This is a genomic window from Shewanella sp. 10N.261.52.F9 (assembly GCF_041471165.1).
Classification (GTDB): domain Bacteria; phylum Pseudomonadota; class Gammaproteobacteria; order Enterobacterales; family Shewanellaceae; genus Shewanella; species Shewanella marinintestina.
Map to the genome: position 1 here is coordinate 249,130 of NZ_JBFRNX010000001.1, position 16,312 is coordinate 265,441.

17 protein-coding genes are annotated in these 16,312 nt (G+C 42.3%); 6 read left to right on the top strand and 11 right to left on the bottom strand.

The window, feature by feature from the left end; genetic code table 11:
- Positions 1 to 36: 36 nt before the first annotated feature.
- The 4 genes from torR to AB4298_RS01060 form a co-directional block, all read right to left on the bottom strand.
- Complete coding sequence (torR, locus tag AB4298_RS01045; RefSeq protein ID WP_248998927.1) at positions 37 to 747, bottom strand: two-component system response regulator TorR; 711 nt, start codon at positions 745 to 747, stop codon at positions 37 to 39.
- Between the two features lie 237 nt (positions 748 to 984).
- Positions 985 to 1,722: a TorF family putative porin gene (locus AB4298_RS01050; protein ID WP_371985461.1), complete on the bottom strand. Its 738-nt coding sequence runs from the start codon at positions 1,720 to 1,722 to the stop codon at positions 985 to 987.
- 265 nt (positions 1,723 to 1,987) lie between these two features.
- Positions 1,988 to 2,812, bottom strand: coding sequence for an ion transporter (locus AB4298_RS01055; RefSeq protein ID WP_371985462.1), 825 nt, complete (start codon positions 2,810 to 2,812; stop codon positions 1,988 to 1,990).
- A gap of 356 nt (positions 2,813 to 3,168) precedes the next feature.
- Positions 3,169 to 3,465, bottom strand: coding sequence for a winged helix-turn-helix domain-containing protein (locus tag AB4298_RS01060; RefSeq protein ID WP_248998924.1), 297 nt, complete (start codon positions 3,463 to 3,465; stop codon positions 3,169 to 3,171).
- A gap of 187 nt (positions 3,466 to 3,652) precedes the next feature.
- Here AB4298_RS01060 and AB4298_RS01065 point away from each other — a divergent pair, with 187 nt between their 5' ends.
- Genes AB4298_RS01065 through AB4298_RS01075 form a run of 3 tightly spaced genes read left to right on the top strand, consistent with a single transcriptional unit; the run spans position 3,653 to position 6,577 of the window.
- Entirely contained in the window at positions 3,653 to 4,498 is an 846-nt protein-coding gene (locus AB4298_RS01065) for a PH domain-containing protein (RefSeq protein ID WP_371985463.1), read from the top strand.
- Complete coding sequence (locus AB4298_RS01070) at positions 4,485 to 6,002, top strand: PH domain-containing protein (RefSeq protein WP_371985464.1); 1,518 nt, start codon at positions 4,485 to 4,487, stop codon at positions 6,000 to 6,002. Before AB4298_RS01065 ends, AB4298_RS01070 begins: the two co-directional genes overlap by 14 nt.
- Before the next feature lie 2 nt (positions 6,003 to 6,004).
- Positions 6,005 to 6,577: a DUF924 family protein gene (locus tag AB4298_RS01075; RefSeq protein WP_248998921.1), complete on the top strand. Its 573-nt coding sequence runs from the start codon at positions 6,005 to 6,007 to the stop codon at positions 6,575 to 6,577.
- Positions 6,578 to 6,685: 108 nt separating this feature from the next.
- On the opposite strand, the gene AB4298_RS01080 is transcribed toward AB4298_RS01075, so the two are convergent.
- From AB4298_RS01080 to AB4298_RS01090, 3 genes are all read right to left on the bottom strand, one after another.
- Positions 6,686 to 7,129: a universal stress protein gene (locus AB4298_RS01080; RefSeq protein ID WP_248998920.1), complete on the bottom strand. Its 444-nt coding sequence runs from the start codon at positions 7,127 to 7,129 to the stop codon at positions 6,686 to 6,688.
- A 122-nt stretch (positions 7,130 to 7,251) separates the two neighbouring features.
- The gene (locus AB4298_RS01085) at positions 7,252 to 7,683 is read right to left on the bottom strand and encodes a universal stress protein (RefSeq protein WP_248998919.1); all 432 of its coding nucleotides are present in this window, start codon (positions 7,681 to 7,683) and stop codon (positions 7,252 to 7,254) included.
- 129 nt (positions 7,684 to 7,812) lie between these two features.
- A complete protein-coding gene (locus AB4298_RS01090; protein ID WP_248998918.1) occupies positions 7,813 to 8,193 on the bottom strand; it encodes a SpoIIAA family protein in 381 nt (126 codons plus the stop codon).
- A 168-nt stretch (positions 8,194 to 8,361) separates the two neighbouring features.
- Between AB4298_RS01090 and AB4298_RS01095 the strand changes: the two genes are divergently transcribed.
- From AB4298_RS01095 to AB4298_RS01105, 3 genes are all read left to right on the top strand, one after another.
- Positions 8,362 to 9,789, top strand: coding sequence for a coniferyl aldehyde dehydrogenase (locus tag AB4298_RS01095; protein WP_248998917.1), 1,428 nt, complete (start codon positions 8,362 to 8,364; stop codon positions 9,787 to 9,789).
- Between the two features lie 23 nt (positions 9,790 to 9,812).
- On the top strand, positions 9,813 to 10,385 hold the full coding sequence (locus tag AB4298_RS01100) for a TetR/AcrR family transcriptional regulator (protein WP_371985465.1): 573 nt from the start codon (positions 9,813 to 9,815) through the stop codon (positions 10,383 to 10,385).
- Between the two features lie 94 nt (positions 10,386 to 10,479).
- Positions 10,480 to 10,692: a DUF1272 domain-containing protein gene (locus AB4298_RS01105; protein WP_248998986.1), complete on the top strand. Its 213-nt coding sequence runs from the start codon at positions 10,480 to 10,482 to the stop codon at positions 10,690 to 10,692.
- 66 nt (positions 10,693 to 10,758) lie between these two features.
- On the opposite strand, the gene AB4298_RS01110 is transcribed toward AB4298_RS01105, so the two are convergent.
- The 4 genes from AB4298_RS01110 to AB4298_RS01125 all read right to left on the bottom strand — a co-directional run bounded on the left by AB4298_RS01110 (position 10,759) and on the right by AB4298_RS01125 (position 16,297).
- Positions 10,759 to 12,042, bottom strand: coding sequence for a sensor histidine kinase (locus tag AB4298_RS01110; protein ID WP_371985575.1), 1,284 nt, complete (start codon positions 12,040 to 12,042; stop codon positions 10,759 to 10,761).
- A 75-nt stretch (positions 12,043 to 12,117) separates the two neighbouring features.
- Positions 12,118 to 13,539 carry a sigma-54-dependent transcriptional regulator gene (locus AB4298_RS01115; RefSeq protein WP_371985466.1) on the bottom strand — a complete coding sequence of 474 codons (1,422 nt, stop codon included), beginning with the start codon at positions 13,537 to 13,539 and terminating at the stop codon, positions 12,118 to 12,120.
- A 218-nt stretch (positions 13,540 to 13,757) separates the two neighbouring features.
- Positions 13,758 to 14,969 carry an ABC transporter permease gene (locus AB4298_RS01120; protein WP_371985467.1) on the bottom strand — a complete coding sequence of 404 codons (1,212 nt, stop codon included), beginning with the start codon at positions 14,967 to 14,969 and terminating at the stop codon, positions 13,758 to 13,760.
- Between the two features lie 26 nt (positions 14,970 to 14,995).
- A complete protein-coding gene (locus AB4298_RS01125; RefSeq protein ID WP_248998912.1) occupies positions 14,996 to 16,297 on the bottom strand; it encodes an ABC transporter permease in 1,302 nt (433 codons plus the stop codon).
- Positions 16,298 to 16,312 lie beyond the last annotated feature (15 nt).

The window sequence follows — 16,312 nt, forward strand, 5'->3', positions numbered from 1 at the left end:
GCGAGAACCTAAAAAAATAGCACTAACGAGTAAGCTTTAGTCTTTGACCTTAGCGGCAAACAAATAACCTTCACCGTGCACAGTAACAAACAACTCACTAGATAACTTATTGCGCAGACGACGAATAATGACATCAATAGTACGGTCATTAACATCTTGATTTCGATGGCTTGTTTGCATCATCAAGCGCTCACGCGATAATACTTGTTGTGGATGCAGTGAAAATGCTGTTAATAGTTCAAACTCAGCTTTTGTTAGCTTGATCTGTTCACCTTGATGCGTCAGTTGACGGCTATTAAGCTCTAACACGTAATCGTTAAAAGCGATGATATTGTCATTAGGATCATCTTGTTCAGCGCTATCGGCCACCGCTTTTTTCACCAATGACATACGCCATAATAGGTTCTTAACCCTAACCAGTAACTCTCTGAGTTCAAAGGGTTTAGTCACGTAATCATCAGCCCCCATTTCGAGACCAACAATCTTGTCGATAGTTTCATCTCGGCCTGTAACTAAGATAATTCCAACATGACTTTTACTACGCAGCTCGCGCGCTAGGCTTAGACCATCAACACCAGGTAAGTTAATATCAAGCATGACTAGATCGATGTGTTGGCGGTCAAATTCGTGCCACATCTGATCACCATCTTGAGCTTCAAGCACTTCATAGCCTTCTTTCTCAAAATAGCCTTTTAATCTAGCTCTGATGACAGCTTCATCATCAACAACCAGTACTCGGTAGCCCATATATTACCTCAACCCTAAACCGCTTTTATCTATAAAAGTGTCTACTTATACCAATCATAATCAAGCCGTGATTAGCAGTAAATGCGGCACATAATATACACAAGTTAGCACGTAAAGCGAGCAGTTGCGTTCGCAAGTATTAAATCGCAACAAAGTCAAAGAGATAATAGATAAAAGCCAGATGTAAAAAAGCCAACTTAAAAAGCTGGCTTTTAAAGGGGGACCTAACAGGTGAGATTAGAAGCTCTTGCTAACACCAAATACAACACGGTCATCAAAGATTTCTGTTTGGGTGCCGTAAACTAAGTGTGTGTTATCTACTGAACTTCCGTGATAACGCAAGTCAAATGTTAGACCAACATAATTAGCTTCAACACCTAAGTTCCAGTGTGTCCAACCTTCAGCACCTTCGCCATCAAGGTCTTGGTAACCAAATGAACCAGATAGTTTCACACCATTATTGAAATCATAGCTCGGGTGAACCGCGTAGTTCACACCTTGCCAACCATCAACACCAAACCAATCATCTAATGTTGGCGTGACTTCTAATTGAATATTTGCTTGGCCAAACTGCTTAGCTACTCGCACCCAAAGCTCTGTATAGTTTGAGTAAGATGCACCTGGATAAAGATATGAAAACACCATTACATCATAAGTAAAGCCACTGTCACCAAATGCGCCCGCTTTACCAATGTAAGGTGCGGTAACAATTTCAAGGTTAGGATCAGCAAACTTAATGTTTGAAGCAAATACGCCTGTGTACCAACCGTCATCATTCGCCCAACCAAGTGTACCCTGTACTACAGGCACATCACCGTCCATAGTTTCAGATTCACCACGGAATACATAGTCGGTTGCAAACTTAACATTACCGCTAATTTGGCCACCTAGTAACTCGTTGTCATCTGCTGCTACAGCAGAGCCCATACCAGCCATAACTAAGCTACCAAGCATAATTGCATGTGTAAATTTCATAATCATCATCCCAATATCTTCGATCTAAGTTATTAATCTAAATGCTCAACCTAAGCGATTCATAGATTTAGCTAAGCTTAGCAATATCAGCTCATACTAATCTATAGTTTCACCTAAGTTTACAATTTAGGTTTTCATCTAAGCTTGTATCTAAATTTGGTTAGAGCTTACTCTCAAGTTATTAACAACCTTGAGAGTAAATATGAATTAAAAAACCAACATTATGAAAAAATATGAATGACCGTGATAATCAGACTTTGCAGCCTTAGCTGGCTTTATTAAGCAATAGGCCTTTAAGTTCCTCAATCTGCACTTTTAGCTCTGCGACATCAGCTGCACTAGCTGGTAGTTCTTCAGGTGCTTTAGCCTCTTCTTCACCGCGCATAGCCGCGGTTTCTTGAGTCATCACATCAAGGACAGCACCCACCATCATATTCAAAAATACAAATGCTGTTAAAAAGATAAAGCTCAAATAATAAATCCAACTTAATGGATATACCGCCATGGTTTCGTACATGATTGAAGTCCATGACTCGAATGTAGAGATCCTAAACAGTGTTAGCATAGCTACTGACACATCGCCCCAAAGAAAATCATTCACATGAGCGAAGAACATGCTGCCTATGGCGCCATAAATATAGAAAATCACAAACATCAATAATGCAATATAACCCATGCGAGGGATGGCTTTTAGCAGTGCATTAACCAACATTCGCAGCTCTGGGATCATAGATACTAGACGTAATACTCTGAAAATACGCAGTAAACGGGCAAGTAAAATAGCCGAACCACCAGCTGGTACTAAACTACCAATCACAATAATGGTATCGAATACGTTCCAGCCATTACTAAAAAATCGCTTGGGACCATCGCTGGCTAAAAAGCGGATGACAATTTCAATGGCAAAAAACACCGTAATACCAATATCTAACAGTGCAAGGCCGCTCTCCATCCAACTCGGCAAATGGTAAGTATGTGCACCAATAGATAGTGCAGAGACCACAATCACGAAAATAATGAAGCCTTGAAAAAACTTACTATTATCAATTTTTTTTAGTTGTGACTGTAAGCCAGAAACATTCGCAAGCACGCCGTGCTCCTATAAATATGCATTAAATTAAAAATACCGACGCCTAATATCAGCCATCGATTATAAAAGATCGCGCAGTGTAATAAGCAAGGCTTAATTTTGTGTTAAATAACTCAAACAATTGACTAAGCTTGATAAATTAACAGCTCAAGATACGAGACTACTGGGGAAAAGAGGCACTAAGTGCTTATTTGAAAGGCTTAGTTTGTATATTCAGATCTCACTAACGCACTAAGGTTGCCCATTTGGCAGCCAAAGTGATGCCCGCGCAAGAGCGCTGGCGTTATAGATGCGAATAATCTAGCGAAACTCACAGTTATCACTTATCGACTGCAAGTATCGCCAATTAAAAACACTTAGCTAAGCTGCTGCTCAATCTCAGCAAGGTGAAGCTCAACCCATTCTCGGTTGATGGCTCCCCACTGGTTTATACGATAGAAACCGGCATTATTACGCTCGCCGTCTTGTATAAACTCACACTCAATAGCTAAATCGCCCAATACTGCAATAGCATCTTGTAAGGTTCGACGCGGCATATTAGTTAACTTATGTAGCGATAATAAGTTATGCCTTTCACTGTCAATCAAGTAAGCAATATATAGCTTTCGTAAAAACGCTTTTTGTTGTTTAGATTCGGTAAAGTTGAGGCTCATATTTTTTAGCTATTGTTATTATTTAAAGAGTTGCCGATAAATTACGTGATTGCGCACAAATAACAAGTAGCTGAGTGCCACATTCACCACAATATGTTGCCAAATATGTCTCGCTATAGCGAAAACCTCTGTCATGCTGATATAGTCGATTAGAACAAAAGAGCAGCAATCACATGAATGGTGACACATGAGCAGTGACATGGACAGTAAGCTAGAGCATGAAGCGCATGCCAAACAGACGGACAATTTTCAGGATAATGACAACGTTATTACCACAGAAGCTTTAGCTCCAGCTAATTCTGAAGCTGCTAGTCACCTCCCTGTTCATCAAAGCCAATGGCAAAGTTTCGATCAAGTGCCACTCGAGCCTGTCAGTCCTAATCACTACGCTCAAGTCAATATAGAAAGCCTGATATTTAGCTGCCTGTTGCTAGTAGTTGCATCACTCATCATTATTCTGCCTGGTGATTTTTATCTAACAAGAATTTTAGCCGTTAGCATTGGCGCGTTAATCATTATTAGCTTGGTGAGCTATGTGCGCTATCAACATGCTAAATCGCTTGCATATGCAGTTTGTGACCACGAGCTAATTATGCAAAAAGGCTTTTGGTGGCAAAAACGCACCTCGTTACCCTATTCAAGATTGCAGCACGTCAGCCTATCTCACGGTCCACTTGAACGTCACTTTAATCTTGCTAGCATCAAGTGTTTCAGTGCTGGCAGTGGGTCTGCAGAGATTGAACTCCCCGGCATTGAGCAAGATACAGCTGAACATCTACGCCAACACCTACTCGCACAAGCAGCAAAAGCCAATCCTGCTGCAATAACTACTACAGCAACTACTGCAGCATTAAAGCCTGACAAAGATGAAGAGTTCGTCTCTGAGGCTTTAACCACAAAAGCGGCTGCCACTGAGCAAAGCGAAACAGACAATCACACGAGTAATCCACTTGAGGCTAAAGAGGGGTTGTCTGAAGAAAAGCCTTTTAAACACAGCACGGCTTTGCAGCAAGGTCGCAATGATGACGCATAAATTTACCGATTGGTCATCACTCTCAGCTTGGTCGATTATCAGCTTTACCTTAATGGCTGCCAAAAACTTATTTAGCAGTGGTTATGCCATTATTCCTGTTGTTTATGCTGGTTGGCAAAAGGGCTTTAGCAGTCCCTGGGTTATCGTAGCAGCTGTTGGTGTTATTGGCGCTATCTTGGCATTTAGTGTACTGCAGTGGCTCAAGTTTAGCTTTAAGGTCGAAACCGATAAGCTCATTATCAAACATGGCATTATCTTTAAGAAAGCCGACGAGCTGCCCTTTGCTAAAATCCAAAACGTTCGTTTAGAGCAACCCCTGTATTTTCGGCCTATGGGGTTATATCGAATTATTGTAGAAACAGCCGGCTCCAAAAGTAATGAGGCAGAGCTATCGGCCCTTGACTACAAAGATGCCCTAACCCTAAAAAAGCAACTCATGGCAGAGCATGATGCCCATCATCAATCTAGTACTCAGCTCAGCCATGAGTCTCAAAACCAAAATTCAGTGAAACAGGTTAATACCGTTAGCCGTAAAAGCTTAAAACAACTACTGCTATTTGGTCTTTACCAAAATAACGCCATTTGGTTAGCGGTCATTCTTGGTCCTATTTTTGGTCAACTAGACTGGGAGTCGATGGAAAACTTGCAACAAGTACAGGCGCTCATAGCATGGTATGAAACGAACCTTAGCAGTAGTATTGTGTTGCAGCTGTTACTCGCTTGCCTGGCTTTAATCGTGTTTTACCTCCTTTTTTCAATTCTATCTATTATTTCTGCAGTGCTGAAATACTTCCCTTATAAACTCAGTCGTAGTGGCAATACCCTACATCGTACAGGCGGCATAATCGCCAAACAAAACGATGCTTTGGCAATAAAGCGCATTCAAGTCGTTAAATTTTATCAACCACTTGTAGGCCGCTTACTAAAGCTCTGGACCGTTTACTTTAAACAAGTTCAAGGCCATGAAATTGAGGCTCAAGGTAATACCAATATGTTGGTACCGAGTATGTCTCGCAGCGATATTGGTGAGTTACTCCCTAAGCTTAAAGGCATCGAGGCAACAGCACGAACCTTACCTAAGCGTTACCAAAGGATCCACTTAGGCTGGTATTGGCGTCGTGGTTTATTACCACTATTAGTCCCTGCGATTAACACCTACTTTTTAGGCTTGAACCTATTTACCGATATTCTTTGGATTGCTGCGGTGCTGTTTTGTTTAGGGATTTATCTCAAGTACCGCCAATACGGCTATGCGCTAGAGGGGGATAATTTGTGGTTCCACTCAGGCTTGCTTGGACATAGCTGGCAACTTATCGCACTGAGTAAGGTGCAACATGTTGCGATTTCACAATCACCGAATCAAAAACGCAGTGGCTTAGCAAACCTTGAAATTGGCCTTGCGAGTGGTACAGTAACCTTGCCTTACATTTCTATTATTGCCGCGCGCGCTATTGCCGAGCAATCGCTTGCGCTTATTCATAACGACCACCGAAACTGGATATAGCAATGACTCAAATCACTCCCACATTAGCAAAACCAATAACCCCAGACATGATCATTCATTTTTGGTTTGAAGAGATTGAACCTAAGCAATGGTGGGTTAAAGATGTCGAGTTTGACAGCTTAATCAAACAGCGCTTTGGCGGGCTTTTAGAGCAAGCTATTCAAGGGGAGTTATACCATTGGCGGGCAACTCCTGAAGGCAGACTGGCAGAGATCATCGTGTTAGATCAATTCTCTCGCAATATCTACCGTGATACACCTAAAGCATTTGCTGCGGACCCAATAGCGTTGGCCCTCGCCCAAGAAGCCGTAGCGCTCAATATCGATTCAGAGCTAAAAGCCAAACAAGTCCCCTTTTTGTTTATGCCTTATATGCACAGTGAATCTAAAGTGGTGCATGACGTCGCCGTAAGATTATTCGGCCGAGAAGCTGCACAAGGGAATTTAGACTTCGAACTCAGGCATAAAGCGATTATCGATCAATTTGGTCGCTACCCACACCGCAATGCCATTTTAGGCAGAACATCAACCGCTGCTGAAGTTGCATTTTTAGAACAACCAGGTTCTAGTTTTTAACGTATGTAGACGTAGATCTTACCAAACTAAAAAGCCAGTGCTTACAGCACTGGCTTTTTGTTTAAAGCGTATAAAAAACACTGCTTGTTCGCTAACGCGTCAATACAATTACTTCACCACCAATACAGGACACTTAGCTTTATTTGCTAATGCTTCTGAAATATTAGGATTGAGCAAATGTGCAATTCCCTGACGACCATGGCTAGCAATGACTATCATGCCGATTTCACCGACCTCAGCCTCTTCTAAAATTTGGTCTAATGTGTCGCCCTTACGCAATACAGTTTGCACTGCCAAGCCATGATTAAGCTCTTGCTGGACTTGAGATTTGAGTTTATCTAGGTTTTCATCAGCAGCGGATTCTATTTGCAGGTCAAGTTGCTCAACTGATTCAACCGCAATGCCATAATGGTATTCACTAAACGGCTCACTCATTACATGGACTAAGCGTAAATTAACCCCATAAAGGTTTGCCATCTCGATGGCGTAACTCAACGCATGAGAAGCTGTTTTGGAAAAATCAGTTGGACATAAAATTTGTCGGGTACGCATAAGTTCTCCTCAATCGAGTCAAATTGGACTCGATTGGTCAATAAATAAAGCTATTAAAAAAACAGCTTCTTACAAAACGAACAACACGATAAAACTCATTCAATAATAAGCAAACTAACGTCTTACTTAACCACTAATACAGGGCATTCTGCGCGGTTTGCCACTCCTTCAGCAACATTAGTATGTAAGAAGTGAGAAAGTCCGGTGCGGCCATGGCTAGCAATCACAATCATGCCGACCTCCGACATTTCAGCTTCTTTTAAAATCTGCTCAGTCGCACTACCGTGGCGAATAACAGATTCCACTGAAAGCTCGCTCTTTAACTCAGTTAATAGCGTTTTCATATTTTCTGCTGCACTATCTTCCATGCTTTGTGCCAATTCCTGTGGTGTAACGGTGAGGATCTGATAATTATCAACGCCAACAGGCTGCTCGATAACATGCACTATACGCAGACCCACATGATATAAGTTCGCCATTTCAATCGCATACTTAAGAGCATGGGAAGCTGTTTCAGAAAAGTCTGTTGGACATAAGATTTGACGTGTACGCATAACCACTTCCTCCAAACAATAATCTATTCACTTATTTTCGCCATAGTGAATTTCGCTATGTCGTAATCTAAAGCTCGCGTTATAGCGTTAAAAGACTACCCGCTTATTCACTTCCTCTACTCAATAAGACTAGTCATTAAGCCACTCTCGTGCCTCTTTTTTACTATCAAAAAACTTAGCATCGTAGGGAGTAAACCAGTCCGCTATTTTAGCCATCCACTCTTGTAGTCTGCCCTCACCAACGATAGCTATTTTTTCAAATGCTTTACCATGATCAATGCCTATTTTCAGGTCGTCCCATGCTGCTCGCAACTCCCAGCCATCTAACTCACTGATATCTGCAAGCACATTTATCTCAGGATCTTCGACACCTGCAATTGCCGACTCCAGCATAGGAACCATGTACTCATAGTCTTCATGAGTTAACTTACCAACGGCAACAAAAGTCATATAAAACTTGCTACCACTGCGCTCAATTCCTATTGATATGCCATGTGTTTCATTAGCCATTTGCTTATCTCCATAGATTGCTCTCTAACTCAATTTTAGAACTCTGACGATATTTGAATTTGATCTACATCACACTTTCTGTGGCTATTTGATCTTTAATAAAAACTTCATTATAGTTAGACCGACTAATCAGTCGGTAAATTAAAGAACTTTTTTGGAGCTCGTTTAATGAATATGCATATTGATAATCAAACAGCGGTACCGCTTAGCCAAGTGTTAGTCAAACTGCGTAGCAGTTATATGGCACAACCAACACCAGCATATGACGCCAGAATCGAGCACCTTAAGAGCCTAAAAGCGGCAATATTGGTTTACCAAGAAGAGTTAGTCCAAGCGCTCAACCGTGATTATGGGAGCCGCTCAGTCGATGACAGCATGATCTCAGATATCATGCCCTGCATTAATAATATCAATTACAGCTTAAAACACTTAAAAAAGTGGATGAAGCCTAGTTCTCGCCACGCAGGTTTACTGTTGGCACCAGCCAAAATAAAAGTTCATTACCAACCGTTAGGTGTTATTGGCATCATAGTACCGTGGAATTTCCCGATTATGTTATCTGTAGGACCGCTTATTACAGCGCTCGCTGCGGGTAACCGCGCAATGATTAAGCTGTCTGAATTTACCCCAGAAACAAACCAGGTCATTAAAGCGATGCTTAGTAGCATCTTCGATGATAGCCACGTGGTGTGTATCGAAGGTGAAGCAGACGTTGCCGCAGAGTTTTCATCACTGCCTTTCGATCATTTGCTGTTTACAGGTTCCACTACCGTAGGCCGTCACGTGATGCGTGCTGCTGCAGACAACCTCACGCCAGTAACACTTGAGCTTGGTGGCAAATCACCAGTGATTATCGCTAATGATATCGATATGGATATTGCCGTAGAGCGCATGATCTATGGCAAATGTCTTAATGCAGGGCAAATCTGTGTTGCACCAGACTACGTACTCGTTCCGCGCACTAAAGTCGATAGCTTTATTCAAGCCTATAAGACTAAATTTAGTCGCATGTATGGCAAAGTTAGCGACAACCAAGATTACGGCAGTGTGATTAATCAACGTCAATTTGATCGCATTATGCACGTACTTGACGACGCTAAAGCCAAAGGCGCAACAATTACTAGTGCTAATGATGAAGCCATTAATAGCGACAAACGTAAAGTCCCTACTCAACTTATTGAAAACAGCTCTGATGATATGTTGCTACTACAAGAAGAGATCTTTGGCCCGCTATTGCCTGTAATTCCTTACGATACTTTAGATGAAGCGGTTGCCTATGTTAATCAGCGACCACGCCCATTAGCGCTATACCTAATGAGTTTTGATAGCCAGGTTCAAAAACATGTACTGGCACACACACACTCTGGCGGTGTTTGTATTAATGAAACCGTATTTCATGTTGCGGCTGATGACGCACCTTTTGGTGGTATTGGCCCATCTGGTATGGGTCATTATCATGGTAAAGAAGGATTCTTAACGTTAAGTCACGCTAAAACCGTACTAAGTAGAGGCAAGTTCCTCAATACTGGTAAACTGGTGCACCCACCATACGGTGGCTTTATCCAACGTATGTTGATGAAGTTCTTTCTACGCTAATTGACTGACAGGGCAAAGAATCAATGGGCCGTATCGATAAAAAACAAGCCATTTTAGACACTGCGCTGACACTATTTGTCAGCCAGGGTTTTTATGCCACATCAACCGCCTCGATTGCTAAGCAAGCAGGCGCAGCAACAGGTACCTTATTTCATCATTTTTCGTCAAAAGATGAGTTAATGAATTATCTGTTTTTATCCATCAAGCAAGAGTTTGCTGATGCGATTCAAGCACAAATCAGTCAAACGGATGACTTAAGAGCTGATGCCTTACATCTGTGGCAAGTCGCCATTGATTGGGCAATAACTAATCCGTTAAAACAGGAGTTTTTCCAGCAATACTCTATGTCTCCGTCGATCCCAGCAGCAATTAGACAGCAAGCGATGAATGGCATTTTGAGCTTTATGGGTGAGCTGATCCAGCATGGACAAAAAACAGGCGAGCTGGCGAATTATCCACTATCCTTGATGCAGGAAAGTTGTCATGGTCAATTTTTAGCGGCCACACGCTTCTTTCTTGATAACCCTGAAACATGGGACGATGAATTGCATAAACAGGCCAGTTTTTCGATGTTTTGGAATGCAATGAAAGCCTAGCTTAACGAACCAATAGCGTACTCATGGAAGAGCCTTACAGCCGTGATTAGCTTAATATTAATGTCATATTCAAAGGAGTGAATATATGTTAAGAATGAAGACCCAATGCGAACAGTGCAAAACTAAACTAGCCCGTAAAGACGTCGCTTACATCTGTTCATTTGAGTGTACTTATTGTAAATCTTGCAGTGAAAAGCTGCACTTTACTTGCAAAAACTGCCAAGGAGCACTGGTTCTTAGGCCACCTAGATTAATTGAGCCGTTTAAGGTACCTGCTGCAGAATTAAAAAATACTCTTTTTAGCTAAAAGCAAATTTGAACATCAAACATAAAAGGCCAGCAATTGCTGACCTTTTATGTTTATGCTCATTCGTCACCCTTGTGGCAACCACAAGCTAACGCAAAGCCCCTTTTCATCACGATTATGTAGACTAATTCGGCCATCATGCGACTCGATAATTTCACGACATAAAGGTAAACCTAAGCCTGTACCAGACTGCTTGGTTGAGTAAAATGGCAATAGCGCTTGCTTTAATACATCTGCCGACATCCCTGACCCCGAATCCTTAACCTCGATGCATAACTCTTGTGGATTATTAGGCTGCTTTATCTCTAGAGTGATCTCTGCAAGATCAGACCCTGACTCATGGGCATTTTTAAGTAGATTAAGCAATACCTGCTCCATCTGAATCAGGTCAAAATACACCTCAGTCGCAGGTAGCTCCCCGAGTAATTCAAATTGATAGTGTTGCTTTAATTGCGCCGTTAATGTTTGCCAATCAACTTTAGATTTACTCGGTAAAGGTAGCTTAGCAAAGCGGGCATAATTAAAGATAAACTGGCTTAAATGACTTGTTCTGTCTTCAATGGTGTCGAAGATGAGCTGTAATTTAGGATCATTTAAATCTTTAGTGATCATCCGCCCAGAGTTGACCATTGAGGCAATAGGGGCTACCGAGTTGTTGAGTTCGTGGCTGATAATACGAATAACCTTTTTCCACACTGCGACTTCTTGCCGATTAAGTTCGCGCGTCATCTGTTTAAGCAAGATAAGATGATGGAATTGGCCATTAAGTAAAAACTGACCACGGGATAGATGCCAGGTTTGTGCGTCATCATCGGAGTTATCTGTTAGTGAAAACAAACCATCTTTAGGATTATTGAGCGCACTAACCAACTCTGCAGATCCGCCTTCAAGCAATGCATCAAGTTTCATCCCCTCGACTCTAAGCCCGTCATAAAACAGATGCCGAGCCGCGTCATTGGCATAGATCACCCGCTGCTCATCATCAAGCAGTAACATCACATTTGGCGAGCTCTGAATCACTTTATCGAGTAACAACTCTCGTTGATAAATATACTGGCGCTCTTTACGCAAAATCTTGGCTGAATCGTTAAATAAACTGGCTAACGCCCTTAACTGAGTGTCACCACTAACCGGAATGCTGACACTAAAATCATTATCTTTAAAGTTAAGTAACCCTACCTCTAACGCCATCAAACTTGAAGCTAGGCTACGAGTGCCAAAATAGCTTATCGCAGCGGTTAATAAGATTGCCAATGTAAATAGCAACAAATATAACCAAGACTCAGAAACAATACTTTGTTGTACCTCGGCTGACGTAAGCCAAAGTAATCCCGTAAACGCTAACAACAGCCCTGCTGCGCACGCCAAAGTCGCGCTAGCAATCAACTTAACCCTTAATGCAACTGTGATACCTGAACTCCTGTTCTACTTATCAATTTGATACTTTTGCATGCGGCGATAAAGCGCTTGCCGGCTCAAGCCCAAAGACTTAGCCACCCTCGCAATTACGCCTTTATGCTGTTCAAGTGCAGCCACAATATCGGCTTTCTCGTCTACGCGAGGTTCGCTAATGGTTAAGTCGTTATTCATCTGTTTGCTTGGCTCACCGCAAATTAGCGTTTGCGGTTCAACGGCACCAATAGCAACTCCATCTGAAACAGTATCTGTTGCGTGTTTAGTTGTTAAGCCAAAGTCTGCTGCGACTAAGTCAGCACTTTGCGCCAAAACCACCGCTCGCTTACAGGCATTTTCTAACTCACGTACATTTCCAGGCCAATGGTGAGCCTGTAATGCTTGCTGAGTATGTCGTGACAATGAAAAATCAGCTCCAATAAAATGTTGTACTAAGGGCAATACATCATCTTTGCGGTCATTTAATGCTGGAAGGGCTAACTCAATCACGTTGAGGCGGTAAAATAGATCCTCTCGAAAACGTCCGGTTTGAATATCCTCAGCTAAATCAGCATTAGTGGCACTAATCACCCGCACATTCACTTTACGAGTTTGGTGGCTACCTAGGCGCTCAAACTCACCTGTTTGCAGTACTCGCAGTAATTTAACTTGGCCAGAAAGTGGCAGGTTGCCTATTTCGTCTAAAAACAAACTACCGCCATCTGCGGCTTCAAAACGCCCTATTCTAGCTTTAGTCGCGCCAGTAAAAGCCCCAGCCTCAGCACCAAATAGTTCAGCTTCTAGTAAGTCCATTGGTAAGGCACCAATATTGACCTTTATAAACGGCTTATTTTTTAACGCCGAATTTGCATGAATAATATCGGCAAGCTTGTCTTTACCCGCACCATTAGGGCCAGTAATTAATACCGATACATCAGACTTAGCAATTTGTAATGCTAAATCAACACAGCGCTGCATCGTGCCACTATTAAAGACAATGCCGCATAGGTCAGCATCTTTAATCGCTAGCATACGTTGACTTTCAACTCGATTTAACTGGGCATTTTCTTTAGATAAACGATGCAGTGAAATGAGATTATTAATACTGTTGAGTAACTTGGCGTCATCCCAAGGCTTACCCATGTAATCAGCTGCCCCTTCTTTAACTAGCTCTACCGCGAGTTCGAGTTGAGTCCATGCTGTTAGTAATATAATTGGAAGACTGGGCTGCAGTTGCCTAAAAGCATAAAATAGGCTTTTTCCCTCTTCACCTGAAGTGGTGTCTTGGGTGAAGTTCATATCTTGTACCACCAGCGCCACGTCATGCAATTGCACTAATTCTAGGGCGTTTTCGGGTGATAAACACGTAAGAGTGCGATAACCATTAAGCTCTAACATTAAAGACAATGCATTACACACAGCTTGGTTATCATCGACAATCAGAATGGTATCCATAAACGCTTTTTTATAATTCCTTTAGTCATTCTAAACTTGCCGCATTGAGTTGACAGCTCTTTGTTAAGAGCTGTCCGTAAACAGCTTTCAATTAGCCGCTGTTAATTAGTTAGGGTGAATTAACAGCTATAAAACTAACTGAAAGCCAAACAGAGTTAAAGCCTCTCCCCTGCTTGACTCATATTTAACGGCAATTAAGTTTACGTTTATCTTGCTATTTATACACTGCGAGTGGCGGTTGCGGGTGAAATTTTTGCCGCTTTCTGTGCCGGAAAAACTACCGCGATAGTGGTCAAAACTAATAAACCTACCACTGTGACTATCGGGTAAATAAGTTCCAGCTTAGGTAAGCTATAGAGTGTCATTAATTGCTGACCAAGTTGCACTGCGATTAATGCCCCGAGTACCCCGCCAGTTAGACATATCAGGTAGTTTTCAACTAAAAAGAAACTCACAATATCGCGCTTCTTAGCCCCTAATGCGCGCCGAGTACCAATTTGCTTGGTACGGCGCTCGATATTAAACATCACCATGCCTGCCAAGCCTAACGAGGTGATCAGTAGCAGCAAAACCACCATCATTGAAAGTACAGTTGCCATCAACTCATGGTTACGATAAATACCTGTTCGGTGTTCACTTATCGTTTTAAACCCTCGCACCACTCGGTTAGGGTTCTCTCTATGCAGTGCAGCAGGGATCGCCTCTTTTAATCCTGCAATAGCATCTTCATCAGCACGAACTAATACCCGATTAAATGCAGCTGCAAGTTCAACATTAATAATGATGCCACGCTCAAGATTATTGTTATCAACCCAAGCGCCTTGCAAGCGCTCAACCACACCGACAATTTTCATCGGCTGATTTCCAATTTCACCGCGATACATGACTTTGCCAACAGCAGATTCATCACCAAATGTCTCTGTAGCATAGGCCTGCGATACTATCAGTAAGCTAGCCAATTCAGGGCCGCCAGTTGCCACTTCATCAGGGTAAAAGTTACGTCCTTCAATCAGCTTTAAGCCAAGCGTTGAGATCATCTGCTCATCGCCGTAATAAAGCGGTGCATTAGTCGCATCGACACGATCTTCCTTACTAGTGCCATAAGAGAAGTTTGATGACCAACCGCCGCCACTCAGAGGCGTCATGCTACTAAGAGTGGCCGCTTTAACGCCATCAAGATTACGAATGATCTCGATATCGCGTTTGGTTTGACTGATAGGTTCCATCCCATCGTCAAAGTTGTAGATATCAAGGTCAAACACTTCTGACTCAGCAATACCTGAATCACGGCTCATCAGCCCTACACGTTCAGTTATAATGAAACTCGCATTGGCAACAATCGCAACAGACAAAATAATCTGCACCAATAGCAGCAGAGGTCCACTTTTATTGCGCATCAACATGCTCATAATGGGTTTAATTTGCAACATAGTAAGCTCCTTTCTCACTTTGTACCTTATTGACTCTTGAGGTAAACACTAGGGTTAGTACTGCAGATGCGCCAAGCAGGATAAATACCGGCAATAATGGCTGCAGAAACGGCAATCACAGGTGCGATAACCCACATGCTTTGGTCAAGTTGTGCTAAGGATTTTTCAAGTTCAAACTTAGACGATAAGAAGTACAGCGCAGCCCAAGCCCAAAGCAGTCCAAGTGCCCCGCCACAAAGACCAATTAAGCCTACTTCAACAATATGCTGTGAGAAGATTTGCAGTCGACTGGCACCAATCGCTCGTCTTACGCCCACCTCTGGTGCTCGCTTTAAAAATTTTGCGAGTAACAATCCAAGCATATTCACTAGACAAACCACCAAGAACAGCACACTTAAGCCAACCAACACCTTATTATCTTCAGGTACCACGTTATTTTCGCTAAGCCACTGAGAAACATCGCTTATCTCACCATGTGCATCAGGGCGTTTAAAGCGTCCAATGAGTTGTTGCTGCTCTACATAAGCTGTTAGCCATTGTAGATACTCTTGCTGTTTAGCCGGTGTATCCAACTCAACCCAATATTGATTCCAATGCATTTCAGAGGCGAGCTTGTCGCTATAAGTTCGAATATCTTCGTGGCGCCAGCTATTGTTATTACCCCAACTTTCAAACTCCTCAATAGGCGCTAATGAGAAAGGCACAAAAATCTGTTCTGAGTTATTAAATGCACCGTTATTAACATCATAATACTTCGGACTCGGATTCCACTGAGCAGTCACACCAACCACTTGATAAGGTTTACGATTAAGCAATAAGGTTTTACCTACGCTATCGCCACCGCCAAACGCTTTTTGGTTAATGTCCTCACTAATAACAACCTTATAGCCACCTTCATCATCGACTTGTTTTTCCCAAGGGCTACCATAGATAAATGGCACATCGAATAAGCCAAAAAAGTCACTATCAATCACTCGTACGCTTTCAAGAATTGGCGCAAAATTGATATCCTCAGTTTGTACTGCAAGGCCCGTTCTAAACATGGCAGTTTGCCTGACAGGAACCGCTGACTTTCTTAAGTTAAAAGCATCTTGGTAAGTGATTTGTGGGGTGATTTCATCCCAAGTATCGTTGTCTTGACTCAATAACCGCACCGCAAATAACTGCGACGAACGCTCACCAGCAGGATTAATTGACGCCATTTTATAAACGTTCAATGTCGTAATGGTTATACCTATGCCAATCGAAATTGCTAGCACCATAAGTAGCGATAAAAACGGCGTTTTTTTAATGCTGCGCCAAGCGAGATCTAAATAGTAAAAAAACATTATGCTCTCCTTAGC